Below are 25457 nucleotides of genomic sequence, written 5' to 3'. Positions count from 1 at the left end.
ATGATGACAAACTTAACATGTTGTGGTTCATATGCGCTATGTTCAGCATATTTTAGAAGCAAACTAAATGTTCTGGATTTTGAAATACTAACAACATTGCCTTTTGCTATAACACATAATTATCCACAATCAAATCATTTGATCGAGAGTGTTATTGACCATAGCATTGGGTTGGATAGAGCATTAAAGAACTTAAATATACAATACAAAAAAGAATTATTTCCTATTCATTCGGACTATAATCTAGCCATTAAGATTTTGAAAGAATGGAGTAAACATGCCCCTGTTGTTATAGGACCATTAAATATGGATGGATTAACATATTTATTTCATAATAGGTTGTATAATAAAATGGATCATTACATAATTGTTGTTGGATATTTTAATTCATTTTATTATATTGTTGATTCCGAGGGGTATATATTGGTTAAAATAAAAGAATCGGATCTTATTGATGCGTGGCGTGGTGATAGAATCAATGAAGGAAATGGAGAATTTATTATGTATCAAATCAATGATACTAATGAGTATACTATAGATCTGAATACATGGATTAATACACTCCATTTTATTATTGACAACTATCGAATCGCAAAAAAAGAAAAATTTGGTTCTGGAAGAGCTTTAATTCAAGTTTTTAATATGCGGGATGAAATATCTGATAATCAGACTCTTAAAAACAAATTGACTTATGATTTGCCGTTAAGAATACAAAGAAATTTATTGATCTCTAGATTTCTTTTTATAATTAGAGAGCATACAAATAAAAATATCGAAAAAGAAGTGTTGGATAATATAAATAGTCAAAACAACAAATATTCTCAAATATTAAATAGTATTTTTAATAAATGCAAAATTGACTATGACAATTTTATTGATATTTCCATGTTTGAGAATAAAATGTATGATTTATTTTGTAATATAATAAGCATTTAATATGAGATTCGGTTTTAAACATATGCATTACTCATTACCCAATACAGTGTCTATAACTAAAATAATGAGAAATATACCTAACAATCAGGAGTTGTTAAAAAAAATTCAGGCTGGGGGAATTTCAAAAATCCCAGCCAGCAATGATGTTTTATTAACCGAGTTAATAAAAAAGACTATTACAGATTTTTTATCAAAATATAAAGTGCAAAAAAAATGTATAAAAAAGATATATATAGCCCATTCGTTGCCCTTTTTGTCTCCTTCTACTTTTTCTTTTTTTGAACATAGCTTTAGTGATTTAGGACTTGAAAATATACCTAGAGCTGCAATAAGTGGGCAACCCTGTGCTATATTGCATTTTTGTGTTTATTTAGCAGGGTTACAACTAAATAAGTTAGAACTTAATGATAGTATTTTAGTAATAGGAGCAGATAAGGCTTTTTCAAATGGAGAACGTATTTTCTTTAACTCTGCAATGGGGGATTCTGTTTTTATTGGCTTAATTACAAAAAACACAAAAGATAATTTAATTTTATCATCTTATATACATACCAAAGTCGTAGCCTATCAAGGTGAAAATTCTGATAAAAACCAGATAGATGACTTTAGGGCTGCAAATCCATCATTTATTAGGATGGCCATTGAAAATGCATTACAAAAAGCCAAATTAAACATTCAAGATATTAAATATATTATTCCACATACCCCTTACACGCAAATTTGGGATACTATTTCGGCATTGATGCATATTCCAATAGATAAATTTCTTATAAATTATATTTCAGAGACAGGTCATCTTAATTCAAATGATTCTTTCATACACTATACAAGGGCTACAAATGAGAAATTAATAAATAAAAATGATATTGTATTATTAATAAATCCTGCCTTTGGAGGTACAAGGGGTGTTACAATTATTAAACGGTAATATTATGAAAAGAAAAATGAATATACATCTATATGTAACTGATAAATGCAATCTGAATTGTAGTCATTGCTATAATGCAGAATGGATAAATAAAGAGCAAGTGAAAAAGCATTTATCACTAGAGGAAATCATCTACATAATAAATTTATTATATAAAAAATATGATGTTGATTTTCACATTGAAGGAGGAGAGACCTTTCTATGGGAGCATATATATGATTTGCTAAATAATATAGATGATAATATTTTAAAAACAGTTACATTAACAACAAATGGAACAATTAATCTATTATCATACACACAGCAATTGGAGAAGGTAAATAATCTCAGATTTTCGGTTTGCGGACATACTGATGAATTACAAAAAAAAATCAGAAATATACCTTTAAAACCTATTTTAGATAATATTCAACCACTTGTTGATCATAATATTCCTATAAATATACGGATGACTTTGCATAAAGGAAATTTTGACAAAATATTAGATGGAATAGATTTTTTTGTAAATAAAAGACTATTTAACATCTCTATTTATGAGTTTCAAAATGTAGGACGTGGTTCATTGTTCGAATCATTGTTATCTATGAGTGATTCGGATTTTCAAATCTTTTTGGAGTTATTAGAAAAAAATTTATCATGGAAAAAATTGAACAATTTTCGCATAAACCTTAATAAACTAAGAATTCCAGCAATAAATAGTCATATTAATGATTTGCAGGCGAAAGGATTTAAAATAAAGAAATTAGAAACTGAACATAGCCTAACCATAAATTATAATGGTGATATTGGTATTTGTCCGTGGTCGATAGGCGGTGATACAATTGCCGAATTTGATATAAATTCTTTTGATTCACAAATAGAAAACCTATATAAAACAAACTCATTTCTGCACTCATGTGATCATTGTAGTGCTATTTCAATTTTCAAATAATAATTTATGAAAAATCTTTCTGATTATAACATAGGCAATACATCTCTTTATTATGCAAGCAAATATAGCAGTTCTTGTAAAATCTTTTTGAAAATGGAAATGCAAAATTTTTTAGGTAGTATTAAATCCAGAACTGCATTTTTCATACTAAAGGATTTGTATGATTCAAAAAAAATCAATAAGGAAACAACAATTATTGAATCAACATCTGGCAATTTAGGGATTTCGCTATCTTTTTTTGCGACTGAATTTAATGTAAGGTTTTTATGTTTAATTGATCCAACAATTAGACCTAGCAAATTAGAAAAATTAAAGAAATTAAATACAGAAATAATTGAAGTGAAAAAAAATGGTACTGATTATAGAAGTTCAAGAATAATGCTAGCAAATAAACTTGGCAGTCTGAAAAATCATATCTGGGTCAATCAATATAAAAATTTATCTAATGTAAAAGCTCACTATAAAACTACAGGGCCCGAAATTTGGGAGCAAACGAAAGGTAATATCGATTATTTAATTTCTGCTGTTGGTAGCGGGGGGACAATATCAGGTATCGCATTATACTTAAAACAAAAAAGTAAAAAAATAAAGATTATAGGTGTTGAACCATTTGGATCTTGTATTTTTGGTGGATTTTGTGGGGAATATATCAATGCAGGAGCTGGGATGGCAGAGCCTTCTGATATTATACAATCATATCTCTATCTAATTGATGATATATATAAAGTGAGGGATATTGATGCGATCTATGAATGTAACGACTTTTATAATAAAGAAGGTGTCGTAGTTGGGCACACATCTGGAATGTGCTTATTTGCAGCAAAAATTATTCAACAGAAAAGTAAAGATGCCAGAATTTTAGTAATAGCATCTGATAATGAAATCATTAATATTTAAAAATTATGGATATTAAAGTTGTAGGAGCAAATGAAAATAACCTGAAGAATATTTCGGTTGAAATACCTAGAAATAAGCTAGTTGTTGTAACGGGTGTTTCAGGTTCAGGAAAATCATCTTTAGTTTTTGATACAATTTTTGCTGAAGGACAGCGTGAGTTTTTAGAGTCAATGAGTACTTATGCACAGCGTTCAATACCCAAATTATCACCTGCAAATGTTACTGCTATTGAAGGTTTATCGCCATGCATAATTATAGACCAAAGGCCTTTAGCTAGAAATCCAAGATCTACGGTCGGAACTGTAACCGAGGTATATACTTTTGTCAGATTACTATTTGCAAGAATGGGGCTTCCTATATTAAATTCCAGTGAATTTTCTTTTAATAATCCATCGGGGGCATGTGAAAAATGTAGCGGATTAGGAAATGAACTTTTGCCAGATTTAAGTAGATTAATTGATCAGAGTAAATCTTTAAACGAAGGGGCTATTTTACATAAAACATGGAAAGTCGACTCAAGATATTGGAATATCATAAAAACAAGTGGTTTTTTTGATATGGATAAAAAACTATCGGATTTTACAGATGAAGAACTTCATAAATTATTATATTCAGAACCCATAAATTTAAAAAATGATAGTGCTGGATATGTCCAAAGTTTTCATTTTGAAGGTGTCATACATAGAATAATGGATAGACAAAATGATAGTAGGGGATTATCTATAAATTCATATGATGAAACTTTTTTTTCAAAACAACTTTGTAGATCATGTAAAGGTTCTCGTTTAAATGAAAAAGCTCGTTCTGTTAAGATTAACGATATTTCAATTGTAGATATGCTTAACCTTGAAGTTACAGATTTGTTGGAAGTTATTGATGCATTCGAAGGCAAAATTGCGGAAACAATTACTCCATTCATAAAAAAAATGTTGAATCATATGATTGACGTTGGAATTGGTTATTTAACCCTAAATCGATCAGTTGCCACACTTTCCAATGGAGAATCACAAAAAGTAAAGTTAGCCAGACAATTAGGAAGCTCTCTTCATCAACTTATTTATGTATTAGATGAACCAACTGCAGGATTACATGAAAAAGATGTAGAGAAAATTAATGAAATCTTAAAGTGTTTAGTAAAAAAAGATAATACAGTTATCGTAGTAGAACACGATAAAAGTGTTATGCTAAGTGCTGATTATATTATAGATATGGGGCCAGGAGCAGGTGTCCATGGAGGAGAAATTGTAGCTCAAGGTAAATTGGATAACTTTTTGCAACAAGATTCTATTACTGCCAGATATTTGAAAAATGACAAAAAAAAGAAATTTTTTAATAGACGACTTTCGGAGTCATTTATTGAAATGAATAATATTAGTCTGCATAACTTGCAGAATATTAATGTGAAAATACCAAAGAATGTTATGACTTGCATAACAGGAGTATCAGGTTCAGGAAAAAGTTCTCTCATAGATGTATTAGTTTCCAGAGTTAAAAATATAATTATTGTAGATCAATCGCCAATAGGACAATCTGCTCGTTCAAACCCATTAACTTATACAGGAACATTCGATGCTGTTCGTAAAGAATTTAGTTTATCGACAGGCCAAGATGCAAGTTTATTTACTTTCAATGGCAAAGGGGCTTGCAATGAATGCAATGGGTTGGGCTACATAACGATGGACATGAACTTCCTTGGAGATATAAAACAACTTTGTCAAGAGTGTAAAGGGAAAAGATATAAAACTAGTGTTCTTAATTATAAATATAAAAATAAAAATATTTCAGAAGTACTTAATCTAACGATAGATGAAGCGATTAATTTTTTTCAAGATAAGGAAATTATAAATAAATTATTATTATTATCCCAAGTTGGTTTAGGATATCTTACTTTAGGGCAATCATTGGATACTCTTTCTGGCGGTGAGGTTCAGCGTGTTAAGTTAGCTAAACAATTAAGCCTTAAGGGCAATATTTATGTACTAGACGAACCTACTCGTGGATTACATTTTAAAGATATTGATACTCTCATGAACGTTTTGAATAAATTAGTGGAAAAAGGGAATACGGTTATTATAGTAGAACACAATATGGATGTGATTAAAGAGGCCGATTGGATCATTGATTTAGGTCCTGAAGGAGGAAAAAACGGAGGGCGTATTATTGCGGAAGGAACACCAGAGCAAATAATCAACATAGAGTGTTCATATACAGGGAAATATCTATCAAAAGAATTGTAAAAAACATGAATGTCAACCAATTTCTATCAATCATAAATCTAACTCTAAGGAAGCATAAACCCTTGATACCTCAAAAACTGAATTATACTATCTGTGGAGATCAAAGACTTACAGAGCTATGGTTTAAGTCAAAGGGATGTAGAAATAGTGCAAATGGAAGTTGCACATTCTGTGATTATTGGCATAGCACAAATCATAATTCTAATGAAATAGCACAATTTTTAGATGAAGCTTTTAAATCATTAAAATATGAACCAGAAGTGCTTTTGGTAAATACCTCAGGCAGTATACTTGACACATGGCAAGTTCCTGTTGAGGCTCAAAAAATATTGATTAACAATTTATCTCGATATGTCAAAACTCATATAATACTTGAGACTCATTTAGATACTTTGTCCGAAGATATAATTTCATTATATAAAAGTAGATTAAACAATAATTTATCAATTGAAGTGGGTGTTGAATCTTCAAATAATTGGGTGTTGAAATATTCTTTAAATAAATCATTTGAAAAAAATGCAATTGAAAAAAAAATAACTCTTTTAAAAAATAATAATATTGAGCCTATTGCAAATATTTTAGTAGGCGCTCCACTTCTATCTTTACCCGACATGATAAATGATACAATAGATTCAATAGAATGGGCTTTTGATATAGGGTTTGAAAGCTGTGTCATATTTCCTATAAATATAAAAAAATGGACATTAACAAATTGGATGTATGAGAATAAACTATATAAACAACCTTCATTGTGGGCTTTTATTGAAGTTCTTAATAAAATACCATCTCATTTTTTAGAGATGATAGAAATAGCATGGTATAAAGAACGAGAATACTATAATCCAGCATATACAGATATTGACATATCTCCTACTACATGTCCTAAATGTTACTCAGAAGTAATATATTTATTAAATCAATATAAATCTGACTATTCATTACGGACGATGGTTTTAGATGAGCTAAATATGATTAAATGCGATTGCAAAAATGAATTTTATGACGAACTAAATCAAAATTATAAAAAAGAAATAGATTTATTGGATACATATAAATTTATTGCTGAAAATATTCTTGGTTATGAATGGTGGTGTATAAATAAAGAATCTATATCTAAAGATGTAGAGAGTTATTACAGAGAGCGGAGTTCATTATGAAAACAGAAAACCCTTTTTTAGATTTACTTGCAAGAAAAGCGAGAAAAAATAGAGAATCATATTGGGATGTTGAGCCATTTGTAACTAGATTATCTAATATAAATAATAATATTTATGCTAGTTTATGGTTTAAGACTAACGGCTGTTCTCATGATAAGCGAGGTGGATGTACTATCTGTGATTATAGTAATGGAATTTCAATTTCCACACAAGATATGGTTGATTCTGTAGCTCTGGGGTTGACTACTATCCCAAAAGGATGTGAAGAACTTTTAATATCTCCTTCAGGAAGTATGTTTGATTCGAAAGAAGTTCCTGATTCTGTAAGACAAAAGATATTTTCTTTATTAGATAAGTCAGATAGTAGAAAAATTGCAATAGAAACAAGAGCAGATACGATTACCTATGATAAAATAAAAGAAACTCAGAATATTTTGAAGGGTCGATTATCCAAAGTTTATATTGGTCTTGAAACCTCAAATTTATGGTTGTTGAAATATTGCATCAATAAAAATCTTGATTTAAACCAGATGATCAATTCTTATAACTTATTACAAGCAAATAATATCATCTCCGCTTCAAACATATTTTTAGGTATTCCTTTCTTAAGTGAAAAAGAGAATATACAAGAGACTCTATCTTCTATAAAATGGTCCTTTTCTAATGGGTCTGATATTATTTCTCTTTTTCCTGCCCATATAAAAAAAGCGACTATTGGTGAAGTACTATTCAAATTGGAAATTTATTCTTCGCCATCATTATGGTCTTTGATTGAAGTTTTAAGACAGCTTGAACAAGAAATATATGAAAATAAAATTGAAATTAATTGGTATACATCTATGGGGGCATATAATGTAATATCTTCCCCTTACACCTGTTCAAAATGTTATAGTAAAGTTATTGAAATACTCGATAAATTTAGTCAATCAAATGACTTCAATTATATCCTTATGTTAGATGAAATTAAATGTGAATGCAAAAATATTTGGAGGGATAAATTAGAAAAAAATAATTCGTTAAATTTATATGAACGAGTTATTAATGGGTATCAACAACTTTCCGAATATTTATTCAACCGCAACTGGTTTGATTTTCATTTTGATAGATTAATTAATATGAAAATAGAATATGATATTAATTACACAATGAAACCATAAGCGAATTCTTGACTCAAATATTTAACTATATATATAAGTCTCTGAAATTAATTCACTAAAATATGCAAAATAGAAATGAATGAATATACAGAAATAGCTGAATTTTATGACGAATGGAGTAAGGGTGATCCTGCTGCACAAGAGTGCATTGATTTTTATGTTGATATGTGCTATAACGAAAATGATATTGTTGAATTAGGTGTTGGCACTGGCAGAATCGCAATTGAAATTGCAAAAAAAGGGAAAAAAATTACAGGCATTGATATTTGTCAAGAAATGCTTGACAAATTTTATGAAAAATCCATAATTTGGAATATACAAGACAAAATAAACATTATATGTAGTGATGTTAAAAACTTTAAATTAAATAATAAAGCGAATTTAATAACTTTCCCTTTTCGCTCAATTGGACATTTGTTAAGTTTAGACGAAAAAGAAGTCCTTTTAAAAAATGTTTATCTCCAACTATCTGATGGTGGACAATTTGTTTTTGATCATTATATTTTTAATAAATCATGGGCAGATCAATACAACAATATTTCAAGACTAATGTATTTCTACGAATATGAAGGTGTCTATAATTATATTTGGGATACATATAATTACAATTACAAATATCAACTGATGAATTGTTTTGTTACGATTGAGAAGTCTAATCAAAAAGGAGTAATTTTTTTTAAAAAAATCATTCCTTTTAAGTTTAGTTGGATTTATCCGGAACAAGTTGAGAATCTAATACATAAAACAGGATTTAAAGTAATAGATGTTTATGGAGATTTTAAAGGTAATCCTCTTACATCTAGTTCTGATAATCAAATTTGGATTTTACAAAAATGAGGATTCTACATAAAATAGCATATCACGGAAAGACTTTTGATACATTATCATCTTCTATTTCCATAGTATTACACAATATAGGTTTCAAAATACCTGCTTTTGTAGATTGTTTTTGCTTAAGACCTTTCATTTTCAAATTCGATTTAAATGACTACTCTCTATGGTTTTCTCCTCTAATAAAAACATCTGATGCTTTAAACATTTTTGCAAAGCTGTTTCGCAACATATTAGATATTAATATATTTGATTGTAGTATAGAAAAAAGAGAAAATGATTGTTGTTTTTCTGTAATTGACAAAATGCTTTTAACAGGACATGTAATTGTTGGTCCTCTTGATAAATCAAAAATATGGAATAGAATTGAAAGTTTGTATTTTAAAGGAGGTGAATATTATATTGTAATAGTCGATAAAAAAGGGGAGAATTATGTAATAAACGATCCTTTGGGTTGTCCATTTTCGTTATATTCAAAAAATATCATTTATAATTCTATGTTAACTAATACTTTGATTTTTCAGTTTAAGATAATTGATTTTAATTATAAAAATGAAAATTTACATATCAGAACTTTATATGAGGGAATAAAATACAGAAATAACAACATAAATAATTTAGATTCTCTCCCAATAGGGCTGTCAAAGTTATTAGAAAAAGGAGAACTTAAGTTAAAATCATCTCAAATTGCAAGTTTATCTTTTGGAATTCCCAACTATTCTCTTTTTTTAATGCAATTAAGTCTTCTTTTTCAAAACATAATAGAGAATACGTATTCATTTGATAAAAAATTATTAATTAAAGCAGAAGAGTCTATAGAGAAATATAAATTAATTCTTGCTGAATTACTGTTTAGTATTCAAAACAACATTGATCTTATCGCCTCTTTTGAGCAATTAATATTTCTTGAGTCTGAGTTTACTCTACAACTTAACAGAATGTCAGAAACAATAAAATATATAAAAAATGAATAAAACGTCCCCGCTTCATTTTGCTCCATCACTATTAAATGATTCCGAAATTTCAATAATTGATGCTGTTAATTTATATGATACACCTTTGTTTTTATATGATTACAACATTATTAAGGCAAATTGGGAATACTTACAATCAATTTTACCAGATGGTACAACAATTTATTATTCTGTTAAGGCAAATCCCAATATTAGCATTATTAAAATTTTCAATGACTTAGGTGCTTGTTTTGAAATTGCTTCTTTAGGAGAATTATTGGCCTTAAAGAAAAACAATATCACATCAGATAAAATCCTATTTATTGGCCCAGGTAAAAAAGATGAAGAACTCACTTATGATTCTCAATTAACAGTTGTAATTGAGTCTAAGAATGAAATAGAACGATTAAATTTAATCTCCAGCAATGTTAGACGCACTGTTCTATTACGGATTAATTCTAAACAAACTCAGGGACTTTTATCAATGGGGGGGAATACACAGTTTGGGATGTCCTATAAAGAAGCTTCTGATATTTTGGAGAATCGTGAGAATTGGGCTAATATACAAATAAAAGGAATTCAAGGATATTTAGGAACAGGAATACTTGATCGAAAGCAAATAATTGAAAACGCAAGCTCAATTATTGAATGTACATCTAATTTAGAACTTAAACATAACTGTCTATTTGAGATAATTGATATTGGTGGTGGATTTGGAATCCCTTACTTTGATGGAGATAAGATGGAAAATTGGGCTTGTTTAAAATCTGAAATGGAACATGTTTTTAAAATATTACCACACCATAAGAAAAGAAAATATGCAGTTGAATCTGGTAGGTTTTTGATAGGTTCTTCAGGTATATTTATAACTAAAGTTTTAGATGTCAAAAAGAAGAATAATTCTATATTTGTAATTGTTGACGGTGGAATTAACAATCTTCATTATGACAATAATTATGGATTTCGTATTCCTCCATTTAAGGTTTTAAGTAATAATAAAGAATATGCCACATTTTCTATTTGTGGATCATTGTGCACTCCTGTGGACAAGTTTGCTCATGAAGCATATGATATATTACCTTCCATCGGTGATTTTATCTTGTTCTATCTAACCGGAGCATATGGATTAACAGCTGCACAAAATTTATTTTTAAGTCATGATATCCCACCTGAAATATTAAACAAAGACAATAAATTTCATCTTATTCGAAATAGGATAACTCCAGCGCAATTTATAGAACATCAAATTTTAATCAAATAATATTATAAAAATGAAGGAAAAAAATATTGAAGAAAGGATTATTCAAATCATTAAAAAACAATTCATCTGGTTGTCGAGCCAGGAAGAAATATCTGTAAATGCAAGTCTTAGAAATGATTTAGCTTTTGATTCTATTGCAATTGTAAACCTGCAAGTCTTACTTGAAGATGAATTTGATTTCAGATTTAATCCCGTTGTGGATGATTTTTCAAAAATTTTCTATTCAATAGAAACATTGACTTACTATATTTCTCTATTAATTGAATAATAATATGTTGAATTTTCTAAAAATCATACAACAAAGAATCTATCGTGATCGAAAAAGATTAGATATTAATACGAAATATGTTTTACGTAAGGAAATTACACAAATGGGAAATTTTGTGGAAATATGGTTTTTGACTAAAGGCTGCCAATGGGATGCATCAGGAGGTTGTGTGATGTGTAATTATGGAAAAGGGCATAATATTAATGAAAATGAAATGATCTCTTCTATATCACAGGCGATTAATGAAGCCGGAAGTAATATTAGTGAGTTGGCAATAACTCCTTCCGGTAGCTTTTTAGATACAAATGAAGTACCCATATCTGTCCGCCATTTTATTTATGACAAAATTAAAAAATCCCATATAGATAGATTTATTTTTGAAACCAGAGTAGATACAATAACTAAAAGCAATATTAAAGAACTAAAAGAATATCTTCCTAATAAAAAAATATCAATTGAAATCGGTTTAGAAACTTCCAGTCAATGGATTAGCAATTTTTGTCTAAATAAGGGAACTGATATTAATGATTATATGTCAAAATTTAAATTACTAAAAGAATGTGACATAGAAATAATCGCAAATATTTCATTAGGAATTCCTTTCCTTTCAGAAAATCAGTCTATTGAAAGTGCTGTAAAAACAATAAAATGGGCATATAAATACGGTGCAGACAATACTGTTATTTTTCCATTACATGTAAAACCTTACACACTCTCTGCTGTTTTGTACGAGAAAGGTTTTTATAACCCAATATCCCTTTGGAGTTTAATCCATGTATTAAATTTGGTCCCTATTGATTATCTGGAAAAAACTCAAATATCTTGGTATAAAAATTATTATACAGATCCTTCTAAAATTATTGCTTCTCCATATACATGCCCATGTTGTTTTGATAAGATAATTTGTTTATTAGACGAATATCGAGCCACTTGTTCAATTGAAATTTTGAAAAAAATTAATTCTTTTACTTGCTCATGTAAAACAAAATGGTTGGAAACATTAAATCTATGCGAGTATTCTTCATTAGATTTGGACTCTTTATATTATACCTATGAAGAACTATCAAAACATTTTTCCATTACTAGTTGGTGGGATAAGAATAAAAATGCAATATATTCACAATTAAAAAATATGTAATGCTGTATATAAGTATACCTGCTGTTTTTATACCAAAGATAACAGAACATGAGAACCTTTCTGAGATGATGTCAATATATGAGAATATATATAACAAATACAAACAAATGGAGCATATGAATGAGCACCCTATCAAAATACCTAGAGCAGATACTGAAACAGAGTCGCTTATTTCAAAATCACTAGAATTAATATCGAATATTGTTGGTGAAATGGAGATTCAATATTTGGCAGATTGTCGATCTTCTTCTTCGGCAAATGTACCTGCCTCGTCTTATAAGTTATTATATATCAATCACTTAAAAAATGTTATCCCTTTTTGTATCCAACATATTGGTGGGGCAGAGTTTTTTATAGCTCTATCTGAATTGGACGTGTTGCTAAATGATGGTTCAAATGCTATTGTAACCACAGTTCAACGATTTCATAATATAAAAGAAAGAATAAAGGAAAAAGGATACACTAGGGCTGATGCTTCAAGTGCTTTTATTGTAACAAATAAAAGGCGAAAAAACTATAAGCAATATGAAATTTCTAACATCGAATCATATCAGAATACTGGTGTAAATCAAAAGTTTAGATCTATATTTTTTGATTATGCAAAAAAATATAATTTAAAAATAGAAGAAATTGATTGGTGCGTCATTAATAACTACTCAAAAGAAATAATCAATCAAGCGCAGAGAGAGTTAAAAGAATTAAAGTTTATTTATCGCCCTGAATATTTGAATTTTGATTTTGGAACATCTGATATTCCAATATCATTATTTTATATACAAAATAAAATATCCAAAAATTCAACAGGTATTATCCTAAATTATAGCAACTTCAAAGATATAAGTATTGCAAAAATCATGTATGTTTAACAGTGTAAATTATGAAAGAATTAATAATCAAATACAGTTCAAAAGAATTGGAACAAAAGATAATTGAAATTATTTCATTTATTAAAAAAAAGGTAAGGCAAGATAAAGTTGTTATTGCAATTTCTGGAGGTCTTGATTCTGATGTAGTTGCTCGCTTAACAGCTAAAGCAATAGATAAATCACGTATAAAATTATTTATCGTTATACAAAGAGAAATGGAAGAAGTACATATTTCAAATGCACGAGAGTTAGCTTCTGATTTAGGAATAACTTTACACGAAATTTTTCTTGAAGATTTGCCATACAATTTAATTCATGCCATTGGAGAGGCAGACCCTATTGAAGAATTTAATTCGAATGGATTATTGGACCCATCTCGTGCAAAATGTTCTATACGAACGTCCATATTATCAACATATCAAGATAGGGGGTATATTGTTATTGGAACTTCTAATAGAACAGAATATGAAACTGGCTTTTTCCTCCCCTTTGGTGATGGGGTTGCACATCTTAAACCAATTGTACATTTATATAAAACACAAGTAAGGCAAATTGCAGAATATATTGGAACAAATGAGAAAGTTATCAAACAGCCAGCCTCTGCCGGTTTTTGGGAGGGACAAACTGATTTAGAAGATTTAGCCTATTGGATATATAACGAAGGACCAATAAAAAAACAGCGCATTTTCAATACAGAAGATGATCAAAATGTTTTAAAAATAAAAAATAAATTGAAAATAGAATATATTGATATCGCATTATTAGCTATATCTAAAAAATGTAAAGATGAAGATGTCTGTAAATATAGTAAATTACCATTAAATATTGTAATGAAATTGCGTAAACTGACAGTTGAAGCAAAGAGATTTAAACATAGAAAATTGAATGAACAAATTAGATATTGAAATACGATTGGCTACAGAGAAAGATGAAATAATATTAAGGAATTTTTTTAGCATGTTGTTATCATCTCATAATGAAGCTGTATACAATAATGAATTTTTATGCCCATTAGGAATAAAATATGCAATTAAAAAAAGCAATATTATTATAGCTTTTTCTATACATCAACAATGTATAGTTGGAGCATTTAGATTTTATCCTAATAAAAAAGTAAATAAAATATCTCTATATCAATTCGCAATATCTCCAAACTATCGAAAAAAAGGTATATTTAGACTTTTACTTGAAAAATTTAGTGATATTGAATACATTGTCAAATGTCCAATCAACATTGATTTTAATTATTACTATATCAAGACTGGTTGGACATTTGTGGAGGAACAAAATGGCTTTAATATTTATTCATTTTCTACTTTATCAAATCCTTAAACTTCGGATCATCCTTCAGTTTTTCCAGTTCCGAATCTACAATTTGCTGAGCTTCCTCCTTTATGCGATAGTAATTCCGCTCAATCTCCTGTTGCATCACATTTTCCCCATCTGCGGTTATAAAACTGGTAAACTCCGGTATTTTTTGATAAGCTTTCATTTCGGTAGCAACTTTCGCATTATCCACAACAATCTCACAATGGAAAATTTTCTGTTCAATCCGCTCGTCGAAGTTATCCGAAACCGAACCGACAAACATCCCTTGTGTCAGTCCGCTAATCTTCGATGCAGGAATAAGCGAATCAAGTTGTGTGTTGATGGTGGTGCTTTTATCCTGTTTATTGATAGTCATAGACTGGCGTTTCTGTAAGACTTTCCCAAAGCGTTCAGATAATGTTTTGGCGGTATCTCCCACAACCTGACCGGAGAAAATATTGCCGACAGTATTGCTCACGACCTTTGCCTCTTTGTCTCCATAATCCCGCGTCAATTGGCTCATATCCTGAAAACCTAAACAGACCGCAACTTTATTGCTTCGTGCAGTAGCAATCAAATTATCTAATCCTTTAAAATATATCGTCGGCAACTCATCAATAATAACAGAAGATTTGAGCATCCCTTTCTTGTTAATCAGTTTCACGATACGACTGTTGTACAAGCCCAATGCCGCCGAATAGATATTCTGACGGTCCGGATTATTGCCTACACAAAGAACTTTCGGTTCTTCAGGGTTGTTTATATCAAGGGTAAAATCGTTTCCGGTCATTACCCAGTATAACTGCGGACTTATCATTCTTGATAGCGGTATTTTAGCACTTGCAATCTGTCCTTGGAGCTGGTCGGCAGCTCCACCTAACCATGCATCCATAAATGGACTCAGGTAGTTTTCGAGTTCGGGATATGAAGTCAAAATAGGAAAAATATCGGTATATTTCTTATTTAGAAATTCTATGGCGTGAGGGAAAGTACAGTATTTCCCACCATCATAGATTTTAAGATACCAGATAATTGCTGCAAGCAGGATAATCGGTGATTCCACAAAGAAATCCCCTTGCTTAGTAATCCACGTTTTATTGAGGTTGAGCATGATAGTGTAGGCACTTTCGTAAGCATCCGATATGTCGGTCATAAAATCTGGATTTATGGGATTACATCTGTGGCTTCCGGCTGGATTATCGAAGTTGATAACGAAAAACTTTGGCTCTACTTTGTATGCTTTTCTGTTATGCATCAGCGTATTGTATGCAATTGTGGAGAGGTCGGGATACTTGTAGTCATAGATATATTGACTATAACCCTTCTGAATTTGCTGTTTTATGAAGTTATTTACCACTGCATAAGACTTTCCCGAGCCGGGAGTTCCGAGTACAATAGTCGCACGAAACGGATTAACCACGTTTATCCAACCATTGTTCCACTTCTTTTTATAGAAAAAGCGAGTCGGAAGATTGACCGAATACTCATTCTCCATCAGGCGGGTTTCCTGCATAAAAGACTCGTTCTCATAATTAAAAACGTCATCCATCATGCGGTTTTTAAGTAAGCGGCTCATCCATAATCCCGCTATCAACATACAGATATAACCCAGCGACAATGTAAAAATATACAAGGCTGTATTTGCCGCAAGTGGAAGAAATAAATCCAGTATCCACCAGTTAAGAAAGAACAGAAAGAAACCGACAATCCCAAAGATAGATATTTTCGGCCATGTTATTTTCTCTTCCTTCACTCCTTTCGTTCCCAAACAGGAGAGTCCCATAAATACCACGGCAAACAACTTTGTCCACAGCATATTGGAAAACAAGCCAGCCGTTCGATTGAAGTTCAACAGTATCTTATCCACCACCGACAGGTTGAAGTTTAGTTCACGGATATACTCGTAACAAAACCAGTAAATGTGAATAATAACAAATAAAATACTAATAGCTCGCATGAATTCCATCACCTTTGCGAGTCCCCTTAAATCATCTTCGTTTTGCATAAAATTTTGTTTTTAAAATGAATAAATAATTATATACTGATTGATTACATTCTTCTTCCTCTACGCTTGCGACGTTTGGCTTCCGCTTCTTTCCGGCGGGCAAAACTTTCCGCTTCATAATCCTCTCCATGCAGCTCCAAGAGGGAAAATGGACTGACAAAATCCGTATCATCCGGTTTCTGTCTATATGCATTTTCTGAAAAGTCTGAGGTTGGAGCTTCCAAATCTTCCTGCTCTTTGGGAGTTGCCGTAATGTCTAATTCCAACGGAAGGTATATTGCCGGACTCTCTTCTATATTATTTATTTCCTGATTGTTGGCCAAAGGTTCATCCGCTATGCTGTTATGGAAAAGACTGTGAAATACGTTGGCAGAATATGCCTTTCCGATTTTCGATCCGTTCAGTACGGTACGATTCTCATGGTCAATAAATGTCGCACCGTAAATCCGTCCTTCTTCGTTCTCCCGAAAAACAACACTTACTCCGTTACGCAAAAGCTCCGCTTCAAAAGATTGGCGATTGCGATAATTGCCGATAGCGGTATCAAGAATCGGTTTTATACGTTCGGCAATATCCTTTTCCTTTATTATCTTCGCTGACGAAGCTACTTTTTTTACCAGTGCATTATGCCCGACGCTTTTGGCAATTGAAGAGGACTTTATCGGATTGCCCACTTTGTTCCCATCACTATCCAAAGCAGAGTACACCAATCCGCGATACGGTTTATTACGAACCTCTCCGCTTACTTCTTCTATACCTATATTATATAAGGAGAGTAAAGCTCGATATTCGGGAAGCGATGTGAAACGATAAGACTGCATCAGGGCTTTTACGTTGCCGGCTATCTGTTTCTTGACATTCCCCGATTCATAATCAACTTTCTTCAATCGGGGAACTTCCTCCGAATAATCCCGCTTGCTTGCCGGGTGCAGTTTGTACTTGGCTTCCAGTTCTTCGGTTATCTTCTTCGATTGGCGGAAATTATTAAAGTCGTTAATCTTCTTACCGGCTTCATCCACATTGGTACTTACTATATGGATGTGCTTCCGTTCGATGTCTTCATGCTTGAAAACGATATAAGGCTGTTTGCCAAATCCCATCTTTTGCATATACTCATCGGCGATGTCTATCAACTGTTCGTCGGTCAATACATCATCGGGATGCGGATTGATGGATATATGCAAAATCGGTTCTTCTGTCTTCCGGTTGGCTGCCAGAAAAGGAGCAAAAGACTGATTGCAGAGTAGCATATTATACTCTCCGTTCTTATCCTGCATCACCTTATTTGCATGGATAATCTTGGCGGCATCGTTTTCGACCTTCTGGTTATTATATAATAATGTACTGAAAAGGTTACTGTTCGTGTTTATTTTTGCAACCATGAGTCGGAATATTTACATTCAAATTCTTCGATTTGGGCAGATATTTTTCGTTGCAATTCAACTAATTCGATGGTCGCTTTCTCCAATTTATAGAGTAAAGCGAGTGCCTTTTTCTCCGAGAAATTGGACTTCAAAGCTTTTACCAATTGGTTATAATTTGTTCCTATTGCACGAAATTGTCCGTAAAAAGTAGTCAGGCGCATATAGTAATCCTGCATCCCCTTATCAATCTGTACCACTTTTACGGGTTTACCAAAAATGCAGGAGGTAATAAAATGCGCCTTAACCCTTTGTTTCGACTGCTCGAAGAGCGTAAGGAACTTATCATGCTCTTCGGCACTAAGGCTGATTGAGTACCTGAAAACAGCAGGGTCACTCTTCGGAAGCCTGCCAACCTTCCTTTTTCTTGTTTCATCCATCGGGGAAATCGTTTTTGAAAATGGTTACTGAATTATGACTTCGGAATAATTCCTCCCCTCTCGAGGGGCAAGGGTTTTGAGATGCTGAAATTTATTTCAAGCTGCTCAAAACATACCTTGCCATGTTCTTTCTGAACATCAAAATCCACCCACATCCGTGTGCGGATTTGTGGGTTAGCTGAACTTGTAAAAAGCAAGCTTTGATTGGGATGAACAATTCCGATGCAAAGTTAAATTCATTGAAAATAAGATGGATAGCCACAACCTAAGCCAACGAGTGCCAAATACTACCACCCGGAAAATAGTTGTGTATTTTTTACTCTTTCGCGGATAATCAGAGAGAAAAACGTATTCGAAAAGAGTCGGAGAAAAGAGAATTGTTAGTAAGAAGAGAGAAGGCTCAAATCGGAAATCGTTTTCATAGAAAACAAACAAATTGAAAAGCTAAAAATTACTGCCGGTAAAAACCAAAATCTTCTCCAAATAGGATGAAAATATCCCATTTTTCGATAGGAAATCTCTTCCTAAAATACAAACGCTATACCACTTGACTGCCAACCACTACCACAGCCGTCTGATTATTAGGATTATACAAAATCCATGTATTTACTTTGCTGGTGAAATAGGAAAACAGGATGCTGTATTTCCATAAAAATAAGAGGTCATTGTCTTAGTGAAACCCATGAATGATTGTCGTGAGAAATTACGTACCGGACGTTGTGGCGTACTTGAAATACAGACGACAGTAATTCATCACAAAATCAATGATATAATGTAGTCAATACATAAAAACACAATCTTTTATGACTCTAATGTGATGAGTTCTTGATGAAGCATATATACAGGTTTTGAAGTATTCACAAAAGCAAAGAGTGGAATATATATCAAATCGGTTTGATGCGAATTTAAAACATTAGGTATTTGTGTATTCAAAAAAGCAATTCATTTTGGGAGTGACTATTTGAAACAATAACGATATAACGAGTCGAAGACAGATTTCAGTGAGAAACGAGAATTTTATATAAGTAACAATTTAATTTTTGAACAACATGGAGAAGAAAACATTATTGGTTGCATTTTCTACCCAAAAGGGAGGAATTGGCAAGAGCGCCTTAACGGTGCTTATGGCGAGTTACTTTCATTACGTGAAAGGCTACAGAGTTGGGGTCATTGATTGCGATTACCCGCAATACAGTATCCACAAGATGAGGGAAAGGGATAAGGAAATCGTAAATAAAATCCCTTATTACAAGGAAAAGTCGTTTAACCAGTTCAAAACATTGGGCAAAAGAAACTATCCGATTGAGCGGAGTCCTGCACCGGAAGCCATAGACGCGGCAAAAAAGATGATTGACGAATATATTGGGGAATCGCCGGATATCATATTCTTTGATTTGCCGGGAACGCTGAACAGCGAAGGGATTGTCCAGACTTTGGCATCGTTGGATTATATTTTCTCCCCAATCTCTGCTGATAAGATGGTCTTGCAATCCACATTGGAATTTGCAGGTATTATTAATGACCGGATAATCAGTACGAGGAAAGGGAAATTACAGGGACTCTATCTTTTGTGGAACATGGTCGATGCCCGTGAGAAGTCGGATTTATATAAGATATATGAAGACGGTATCGGAGAACTCGGTTTATCGGTGATGAAAAACTCTCTGCCCGATACCAAACGCTACCGCCACGAGATGAGCGAAATGATTGCCCCGATATTTAGATGTACCCTTTTCCCTGTCGATAAACGACTGGTAAGGGGCAGCAAGCTGAATTTACTGGCTGATGAAATAGAAGAACTCATAAACATCAAACAGAAGTAATATGGCAAAACGAAGTGACGGAATAAAAAAAGTCGATGATATAGACGAAAAAGAATTCTTGAGTATTCTCGACGGCAGGGCAACTCCTTCGGCATTACCCCAAAAGAAGGAGATTGCAGAAATAAAGGAAGAGCCGGAAGTAACAACAGAGGAGAAAAATGAAGAAGAACCGATTCTACCCGCCAGGCAGGAAATTTCGGATGAGCAAAGAACAGTAAAGCCTCTATCCAAGCGTAAGCAAGGCGAAATTTATGAGAGTAAGTTTCTTCAACCCAGAGAATTGAAAATAAGGCAATGTGTATATATCAGCCGGAGCGTACACGAAACTATTGCCGATATAGTCAAACGAATTGGAGAGAGGGGATTGACCGTAGGCGTATATATTGATACCATCTTACAGCAACATCTTCAAGAGAATAAAGAGGAAATCAACGCCCTTTATTGTAAACCCACAGATAAAATCATTAAATAAAAAAAGATATGAAAAAGAATTTTTTTAGACGGAAAAAGAAAGAATTCCCAAAAACAGAGACATCGTGTATCGTTTTGGATTTGGAGAAAGAAGAAGCACCAATGGAGAGCAAGAAAAGCAAATATCTTGAAGCCTTTATCAAACCCAGAGTGCTGAAACAACGGCAGAGTGTTTATATCAGTCAGGATGTACACGAACTTGTATCAAAGATCGTTGGAAAACTCGGCATCAAGAATATGACAGTCGGTGTATTCATAGATACCATTTTAATGCAACATATCAAAGAGCATAAAGAGGAATTGATGTCCATCTACTACAAAGAAGAACATGATATTTTTGAAAACATCTTGGGAGATAATAGCGATGATTGATTTCTATAATATCCTATTGATACTGCTTGTTTATACGGCAATACTGTTACTCGGCATCTTCTATGTCTATCCTTTCCTGAAGAAACTGTTTAGACGTAAAATCTCTATTTCCATTCACATCGGAACGAAAGAAAAGGACGTAAAAAAGAAAGTCGTGCAACCTCAAAAACAAGAAGAATTGCCTTCCGTTTTAGGGAAATCAAAATTCGTCCTACGCCAACCACTGCCTAATGCTACCGCCCGTTTAGAAACGGAAAATCCTAAGGAAAAAGAAGATACATTTGCCCCCGAAACAAAAAAATCGGCGGATGAAAACATCAATTTGGAAACAGGCGAAGGCGTGGAAGTCGAAGAGGAAAACGAGGAAGTTTCCGATGTTGATTTGAATGATGAAAGAGAGGAACTCGTAACCGGAAACGTTTCAGAAGAAGCGAGCGGGATCGACTTCAATAAATTGGGAGCAACGACGAAAGTAATAAGCAATCCCGAAGGCAGCAGCCGGGTAGATGAGGAAATGGCAGGAAAGGTACTGAGCGAAAACAAATACACCGAGCTGGTCAAATCCATGCAGGATGCCCGTCCCGACTACGCCAAGCGGATAACTGATTTGATAGACAGGCATGAACAGAAACTGGCTGAAGCTCAAAATCAAAAAGCAGGGGCTAGCCGGAGAAAACAAAAACTGTATGAGTCCGACGATTTTAAGAATTTCAATATTGAAGAGATTTCATAACTAAAAGAAAGGAGGTGAAAATGAGAAAGTGATCATGTATTAGAAAGAGATGTTGTTTGTGCCGGGACTATTCACCCCGATAAAAGCACAAAATCATCTCTCACAATTATCCACAAATTAATTCAAAGTCAAACCAGTTTTGGAGTCGTGAGGAACTAAATAAGGAATGTTCCTCCACTCCCTAACTTAAAAACAATTTTATGTCTAAAGAAATAAAAAACAACGTTCAGAAAAAGTTCTTCGCACTGGCTGCACTGGTTCTTATGGCAGCAAACACCTTCGCACAAGGTAATGGCATGGCGGGTATCAACGATGCTACAAGCATGGTTTCCAGTTATTTTGATCCAGTTACGAAGCTGATTTACGCCATAGCAGCCGTCCTTGGTTTAGTTGGAGGCGTTAAGGTTTATTCCAAGTTTCAGTCCGGCGATCCTGATACCAGCAAAACTGCGAGCAGTTGGTTCGGCGGTTGTATTTTCCTGATTGTTACCGCGACTATTCTTCGTTCATTCTTCCTATAATATATGGTGGAATTTAATATCAACAAGGGCATTGGCCGCCCGGCAGAATTTAAAGGTTTGAAAGCTCAATACCTTTTTATTTTCGTCGGCGGTCTGCTCGCTGTCTTCATTGTAATGGTAGTCATCTATATGATCGGCATACCTCAAATGATATGTGTTGGTTTCGGTTTAATCTCCGGTTCTGTCCTTGTCTGGATCACTTTCCACTTGAATGGGAAGTACGGACAACATGGATTGATGAAGGTGCAGGCAACCAAAAACCATCCTCGCTACATCAGCAATCGGAGACGGCTCGGGCGCCTTTTCACGCATATAATAAAGAAGGAGGAAAAATAATGAGGAATACATCGAAAATAACAACATTGGAGAATAAGTTCCCCATACTCTCTGTTGAAAACGGATGCATCATTTCCAAAGATGCGGATATAACCGTCGGTTTCAAAGTGGAACTGCCGGAAATCTATTCAGTAACATCGGAAGAATATACAGCTATTCATTCATCTTGGGTAAAAGCAATCAAGGTATTGCCGGATTATTCCATCGTTTGCAAGCAGGACTGGTTTACTGAAGAGTGTTACAAGGCGAAGACCGATAAGGAAGACATGAGCTTCCTGAGTAAATCCTACGAACGCCACTTCAATGAACGTCCGTTCCTGAATCACACCTGTTACCTGTTTCTGACAAAAACAACGAAAGACCGGGCTCGTCAGCAAAGCAATTATACGGCTCTGACTCGCGGCTTTCTTGTCCCGAAGGAAATGCAGGAGAAAGAAACGGCACAGAAGTTTCTGGAATCAGTCGATCAGTTCGAGCGTATCATGAATGATTCAGGCTTCATTACCATGACACGCCTTACGACGGATGAGATTGTCGGTACAGAGGATCATGCCGGAATTATTGAAAAGTATTTCTCCCTGATGGGCGATACAACTTCGTTGGAAGATATTTCGCTCGGAGCCGGAGAAATGAAAATCGGAGATAACTTTTTGTGTGTCCATACGCTGAGTGATACGGATGATTTGCCGGGCAAAGTCTATACCGACAGCCGCTACGAACGCCTGTCCACCGATAGAAGCGATTGCCGTTTATCATTTGCCGCTCCCATCGGAGTGTTACTTTCCTGTAACCATGTGGTAAACCAATACATTTTTATTGATGACCACACGGAAAATCTGAAAAAGTTTGAGAAGCAGGCAAAGAACATGCACTCGCTGGGTCGCTACTCCCGTTCCAATCAAATTAACAAAGAATGGATCGAAGATTACCTGAACGAAGCACATTCATTTGGACTAACTTCGGTACGTTCACACGTCAATGTGATGGCATGGGCGGACAATCGGGAAGATTTGAAGCGTATCAAAAATGATGTAGGAAGCCAGTTGGCTCTGATGGAATGTAAACCTCGACACAACACCATTGATGTTCCGACTCTCTTTTGGGCAGGGATAGCAGGTAATCAGGGGGATTTTCCGGCAGAGGAATCGTTCTATACCTTTATAGAACAGGCTTTGTGCTTCTTCATTGAGGAAACTAACTATCGCGATTCTCTTTCTCCTTTCGGGATAAAAATGGCTGACCGTAACGGTAAACCTATCCATTTGGATATTTCGGATTTACCGATGAAGAAAGGGATTATCACGAACCGCAACAAGTTTATCTTGGGGCCGAGTGGTTCGGGAAAATCTTTTTTCACTAACCATCTCGTCAGGCAGTATTACGAACAGGGAACGCATGTTCTGCTTGTGGACACGGGTAATTCTTACGAAGGCTTGTGTAATCTGATCCATAATAAGACAAAAGGGGAAGATGGAGTGTATTATACCTATACAGAGGAAAATCCGATTTCATTTAACCCGTTTTATACACAGGATGGTGTATTTGATATAGAGAAAAGGGAATCTATTAAAACACTTATTCTTACCTTATGGAAACAGGAACATGAAAAGCCTTCAGGTGCGGAAAGTGTAGCGTTATCCAATGCGGTTAATGAATATATTGCCCTGATAAAAAATGATAAGAGCATCGTTCCCTCGTTCAATACTTTTTACGAATTCATAAAAAATGAGTACCGTGCCAGTATTGACAATAAAAAGGTAAGGGAAAAGGATTTTGATATCGACAATTTCCTTTTCATACTCGAACCGTTTTACAAAGGGGGCGAATACGATTACCTGCTGAACTCGGATAAGGAATTGGACTTACTGCACAAACGCTTTATTGTATTCGAAATTGATAAAGTGAAGGACAACCCCGTGCTTTTCCCCATCATCACAATCATCATTATGGAGCTGTTTGTGAATAAGATGCGCCGCTTGAAAGGAGTTAGAAAGATGCTGCTTTTGGAAGAAGCGTGGAAGGCAATAGCCACCGATTCGATGGCCATGTACCTGAAATATTTGTTCAAAACCGTTCGTAAGTTCTTCGGTGAAGCAGTAGTCGTTACGCAGGAAGTGGATGATATTATCCATTCCCCGATTGTGAAAGAAGCTATCATCACGAACTCCGATTGCAAGATTCTTCTCGACCAACGAAAGTATATGAATAAATTCGACGGTATCCAGAATATGCTCGGGTTAACGGATAAGGAACGGGGACAAATACTTTCCATTAATATGTCAAATGATCCCGGAAGACTCTACAAAGAAGTCTGGATAGGACTTGGAGGAGCACAATCGGCGGTCTATGCGACGGAAGTATCAAAAAGCGAATACCTCACTTACACGACCGAAGAAACGGAAAAAGTGGAAGTCTTCCGGCTCGCTGAGGAGTTAGGCGGGGATTTGGAACTTGCCATAAAACGGCTCTCCATGAAACAAGAGAAATAAGTATTTACAAATCAATTATTTATTAATTAAAATTCGAA

At 33.6% G+C, this 25457-nt stretch carries 25 protein-coding genes; 22 read left to right on the top strand and 3 right to left on the bottom strand.

Going from position 1 to position 25457, the window contains the following annotated elements; genetic code table 11:
• From D0T85_RS07605 to D0T85_RS07535, 15 genes are all read left to right on the top strand, one after another.
• Entirely contained in the window at window positions 1–936 is a 936-nt protein-coding gene (locus tag D0T85_RS07605) for a hypothetical protein (protein ID WP_163211863.1), read from the top strand.
• Between the two features lie 64 nt (window positions 937–1000).
• Window positions 1001–1864: a 3-oxoacyl-[acyl-carrier-protein] synthase III C-terminal domain-containing protein gene (locus D0T85_RS07600; RefSeq protein WP_163211861.1), complete on the top strand. Its 864-nt coding sequence runs from the start codon at window positions 1001–1003 to the stop codon at window positions 1862–1864.
• Window positions 1865–1868: 4 nt separating this feature from the next.
• The gene (locus tag D0T85_RS07595; protein WP_163211859.1) at window positions 1869–2795 is read left to right on the top strand and encodes a radical SAM protein; all 927 of its coding nucleotides are present in this window, start codon (window positions 1869–1871) and stop codon (window positions 2793–2795) included.
• Window positions 2796–2801: 6 nt separating this feature from the next.
• Complete coding sequence (locus tag D0T85_RS07590; protein WP_163211857.1) at window positions 2802–3692, top strand: cysteine synthase family protein; 891 nt, start codon at window positions 2802–2804, stop codon at window positions 3690–3692.
• Between the two features lie 5 nt (window positions 3693–3697).
• Window positions 3698–5929, top strand: a complete 2232-nt coding sequence (locus D0T85_RS07585; RefSeq protein ID WP_163211855.1) for an excinuclease ABC subunit UvrA — start codon at window positions 3698–3700, stop codon at window positions 5927–5929.
• 5 nt (window positions 5930–5934) lie between these two features.
• Window positions 5935–7086: a hypothetical protein gene (locus tag D0T85_RS07580; protein ID WP_163211853.1), complete on the top strand. Its 1152-nt coding sequence runs from the start codon at window positions 5935–5937 to the stop codon at window positions 7084–7086.
• A complete protein-coding gene (locus tag D0T85_RS07575) occupies window positions 7083–8243 on the top strand; it encodes a hypothetical protein (protein ID WP_163211851.1) in 1161 nt (386 codons plus the stop codon). The genes D0T85_RS07580 and D0T85_RS07575 overlap by 4 nt, the downstream gene beginning before the upstream one ends.
• Window positions 8244–8318: 75 nt before the next feature.
• Window positions 8319–9080, top strand: coding sequence for a class I SAM-dependent methyltransferase (locus tag D0T85_RS07570; RefSeq protein WP_163211849.1), 762 nt, complete (start codon window positions 8319–8321; stop codon window positions 9078–9080).
• Window positions 9077–10048: a hypothetical protein gene (locus D0T85_RS07565; RefSeq protein ID WP_163211847.1), complete on the top strand. Its 972-nt coding sequence runs from the start codon at window positions 9077–9079 to the stop codon at window positions 10046–10048. The genes D0T85_RS07570 and D0T85_RS07565 overlap by 4 nt, the downstream gene beginning before the upstream one ends.
• On the top strand, window positions 10041–11288 hold the full coding sequence (locus tag D0T85_RS07560; RefSeq protein ID WP_163211845.1) for an alanine racemase: 1248 nt from the start codon (window positions 10041–10043) through the stop codon (window positions 11286–11288). The genes D0T85_RS07565 and D0T85_RS07560 overlap by 8 nt, the downstream gene beginning before the upstream one ends.
• Window positions 11289–11298: 10 nt before the next feature.
• Window positions 11299–11556, top strand: coding sequence for an acyl carrier protein (locus D0T85_RS07555; RefSeq protein WP_163211843.1), 258 nt, complete (start codon window positions 11299–11301; stop codon window positions 11554–11556).
• A gap of 4 nt (window positions 11557–11560) precedes the next feature.
• Window positions 11561–12694: a hypothetical protein gene (locus tag D0T85_RS07550; protein ID WP_163211841.1), complete on the top strand. Its 1134-nt coding sequence runs from the start codon at window positions 11561–11563 to the stop codon at window positions 12692–12694.
• A gap of 107 nt (window positions 12695–12801) precedes the next feature.
• A complete protein-coding gene (locus tag D0T85_RS07545; protein ID WP_163211839.1) occupies window positions 12802–13560 on the top strand; it encodes a hypothetical protein in 759 nt (252 codons plus the stop codon).
• A gap of 11 nt (window positions 13561–13571) precedes the next feature.
• Window positions 13572–14465, top strand: coding sequence for an NAD(+) synthase (gene nadE, locus D0T85_RS07540; RefSeq protein WP_163211837.1), 894 nt, complete (start codon window positions 13572–13574; stop codon window positions 14463–14465).
• Entirely contained in the window at window positions 14446–14892 is a 447-nt protein-coding gene (locus tag D0T85_RS07535) for a GNAT family N-acetyltransferase (RefSeq protein WP_163211835.1), read from the top strand. The genes nadE and D0T85_RS07535 overlap by 20 nt, the downstream gene beginning before the upstream one ends.
• On the opposite strand, the gene mobC is transcribed toward D0T85_RS07535, so the two are convergent.
• From mobC to mobA, 3 genes are read right to left on the bottom strand one after another with little or no spacing between them, the layout of a single operon-like run.
• Window positions 14873–16873, bottom strand: coding sequence for a conjugal transfer protein MobC (gene mobC, locus D0T85_RS07530; protein WP_163211833.1), 2001 nt, complete (start codon window positions 16871–16873; stop codon window positions 14873–14875). The genes D0T85_RS07535 and mobC overlap by 20 nt on opposite strands.
• A gap of 44 nt (window positions 16874–16917) precedes the next feature.
• A complete protein-coding gene (mobB, locus tag D0T85_RS07525) occupies window positions 16918–18255 on the bottom strand; it encodes a conjugal transfer protein MobB (protein WP_163211831.1) in 1338 nt (445 codons plus the stop codon).
• Window positions 18240–18674, bottom strand: a complete 435-nt coding sequence (gene mobA / locus D0T85_RS07520; RefSeq protein WP_163211829.1) for a conjugal transfer protein MobA — start codon at window positions 18672–18674, stop codon at window positions 18240–18242. Before mobA ends, mobB begins: the two co-directional genes overlap by 16 nt.
• Before the next feature lie 1049 nt (window positions 18675–19723).
• On the opposite strand from mobA, the gene D0T85_RS07515 reads away from it, so the two are divergent.
• The 7 genes from D0T85_RS07515 (at window position 19724) to D0T85_RS07485 (ending at window position 25419) form a co-directional block, all read left to right on the top strand.
• The gene (locus D0T85_RS07515) at window positions 19724–20497 is read left to right on the top strand and encodes a ParA family protein (protein ID WP_163211827.1); all 774 of its coding nucleotides are present in this window, start codon (window positions 19724–19726) and stop codon (window positions 20495–20497) included.
• A gap of 1 nt (window position 20498) precedes the next feature.
• Window positions 20499–20969, top strand: coding sequence for a DUF3408 domain-containing protein (locus tag D0T85_RS07510; RefSeq protein WP_163211825.1), 471 nt, complete (start codon window positions 20499–20501; stop codon window positions 20967–20969).
• Between the two features lie 8 nt (window positions 20970–20977).
• Entirely contained in the window at window positions 20978–21340 is a 363-nt protein-coding gene (locus tag D0T85_RS07505; protein WP_163211823.1) for a DUF3408 domain-containing protein, read from the top strand.
• Window positions 21306–22073 (top strand): hypothetical protein, encoded by a 768-nt coding sequence (locus tag D0T85_RS07500; protein ID WP_163211821.1) that lies wholly within the window; start codon window positions 21306–21308, stop codon window positions 22071–22073. Before D0T85_RS07505 ends, D0T85_RS07500 begins: the two co-directional genes overlap by 35 nt.
• 200 nt (window positions 22074–22273) lie before the next feature.
• Window positions 22274–22594 carry a DUF4134 domain-containing protein gene (locus D0T85_RS07495; RefSeq protein ID WP_163211819.1) on the top strand — a complete coding sequence of 107 codons (321 nt, stop codon included), beginning with the start codon at window positions 22274–22276 and terminating at the stop codon, window positions 22592–22594.
• 3 nt (window positions 22595–22597) lie between these two features.
• Window positions 22598–22930 (top strand): DUF4133 domain-containing protein, encoded by a 333-nt coding sequence (locus D0T85_RS07490; RefSeq protein WP_163211816.1) that lies wholly within the window; start codon window positions 22598–22600, stop codon window positions 22928–22930.
• Window positions 22930–25419: a TraG family conjugative transposon ATPase gene (locus D0T85_RS07485; protein ID WP_163211814.1), complete on the top strand. Its 2490-nt coding sequence runs from the start codon at window positions 22930–22932 to the stop codon at window positions 25417–25419. Before D0T85_RS07490 ends, D0T85_RS07485 begins: the two co-directional genes overlap by 1 nt.
• Window positions 25420–25457 lie beyond the last annotated feature (38 nt).

It is taken from the genome of Bacteroides sp. 519 (genome assembly GCF_010500955.1).
GTDB lineage: Bacteria > Bacteroidota > Bacteroidia > Bacteroidales > Bacteroidaceae > Bacteroides.
This window is presented reverse-complemented; position numbering and strand designations above follow the sequence as displayed.

What these genes read in the sequence shown, in the direction of transcription:
- D0T85_RS07550 (WP_163211841.1), top strand. Translation starts at nt 11,561, where the DNA reads ATGTTGAATTTTCTAAAAATCATACAACAAAGAATCTATCGTGATCGA.
- D0T85_RS07485 (WP_163211814.1), top strand. Translation starts at nt 22,930, where the DNA reads ATGAGGAATACATCGAAAATAACAACATTGGAGAATAAGTTCCCCATA.
- D0T85_RS07495 (WP_163211819.1), top strand. Translation starts at nt 22,274, where the DNA reads ATGTCTAAAGAAATAAAAAACAACGTTCAGAAAAAGTTCTTCGCACTG.
- D0T85_RS07515 (WP_163211827.1), top strand. Translation starts at nt 19,724, where the DNA reads ATGGAGAAGAAAACATTATTGGTTGCATTTTCTACCCAAAAGGGAGGA.
- mobA (WP_163211829.1), bottom strand. Translation starts at nt 18,674, where the DNA reads ATGGATGAAACAAGAAAAAGGAAGGTTGGCAGGCTTCCGAAGAGTGAC.
- D0T85_RS07590 (WP_163211857.1), top strand. Translation starts at nt 2,802, where the DNA reads ATGAAAAATCTTTCTGATTATAACATAGGCAATACATCTCTTTATTAT.
- mobB (WP_163211831.1), bottom strand. Translation starts at nt 18,255, where the DNA reads ATGGTTGCAAAAATAAACACGAACAGTAACCTTTTCAGTACATTATTA.
- D0T85_RS07505 (WP_163211823.1), top strand. Translation starts at nt 20,978, where the DNA reads ATGAAAAAGAATTTTTTTAGACGGAAAAAGAAAGAATTCCCAAAAACA.
- D0T85_RS07490 (WP_163211816.1), top strand. Translation starts at nt 22,598, where the DNA reads ATGGTGGAATTTAATATCAACAAGGGCATTGGCCGCCCGGCAGAATTT.
- mobC (WP_163211833.1), bottom strand. Translation starts at nt 16,873, where the DNA reads ATGCAAAACGAAGATGATTTAAGGGGACTCGCAAAGGTGATGGAATTC.
- D0T85_RS07565 (WP_163211847.1), top strand. Translation starts at nt 9,077, where the DNA reads ATGAGGATTCTACATAAAATAGCATATCACGGAAAGACTTTTGATACA.
- D0T85_RS07575 (WP_163211851.1), top strand. Translation starts at nt 7,083, where the DNA reads ATGAAAACAGAAAACCCTTTTTTAGATTTACTTGCAAGAAAAGCGAGA.
- D0T85_RS07560 (WP_163211845.1), top strand. Translation starts at nt 10,041, where the DNA reads ATGAATAAAACGTCCCCGCTTCATTTTGCTCCATCACTATTAAATGAT.
- D0T85_RS07570 (WP_163211849.1), top strand. Translation starts at nt 8,319, where the DNA reads ATGAATGAATATACAGAAATAGCTGAATTTTATGACGAATGGAGTAAG.
- D0T85_RS07535 (WP_163211835.1), top strand. Translation starts at nt 14,446, where the DNA reads ATGAACAAATTAGATATTGAAATACGATTGGCTACAGAGAAAGATGAA.
- D0T85_RS07510 (WP_163211825.1), top strand. Translation starts at nt 20,499, where the DNA reads ATGGCAAAACGAAGTGACGGAATAAAAAAAGTCGATGATATAGACGAA.
- D0T85_RS07605 (WP_163211863.1), top strand. Translation starts at nt 1, where the DNA reads ATGATGACAAACTTAACATGTTGTGGTTCATATGCGCTATGTTCAGCA.
- nadE (WP_163211837.1), top strand. Translation starts at nt 13,572, where the DNA reads ATGAAAGAATTAATAATCAAATACAGTTCAAAAGAATTGGAACAAAAG.
- D0T85_RS07580 (WP_163211853.1), top strand. Translation starts at nt 5,935, where the DNA reads ATGAATGTCAACCAATTTCTATCAATCATAAATCTAACTCTAAGGAAG.
- D0T85_RS07595 (WP_163211859.1), top strand. Translation starts at nt 1,869, where the DNA reads ATGAAAAGAAAAATGAATATACATCTATATGTAACTGATAAATGCAAT.
- D0T85_RS07600 (WP_163211861.1), top strand. Translation starts at nt 1,001, where the DNA reads ATGAGAAATATACCTAACAATCAGGAGTTGTTAAAAAAAATTCAGGCT.
- D0T85_RS07555 (WP_163211843.1), top strand. Translation starts at nt 11,299, where the DNA reads ATGAAGGAAAAAAATATTGAAGAAAGGATTATTCAAATCATTAAAAAA.
- D0T85_RS07545 (WP_163211839.1), top strand. Translation starts at nt 12,802, where the DNA reads ATGGAGCATATGAATGAGCACCCTATCAAAATACCTAGAGCAGATACT.
- D0T85_RS07585 (WP_163211855.1), top strand. Translation starts at nt 3,698, where the DNA reads ATGGATATTAAAGTTGTAGGAGCAAATGAAAATAACCTGAAGAATATT.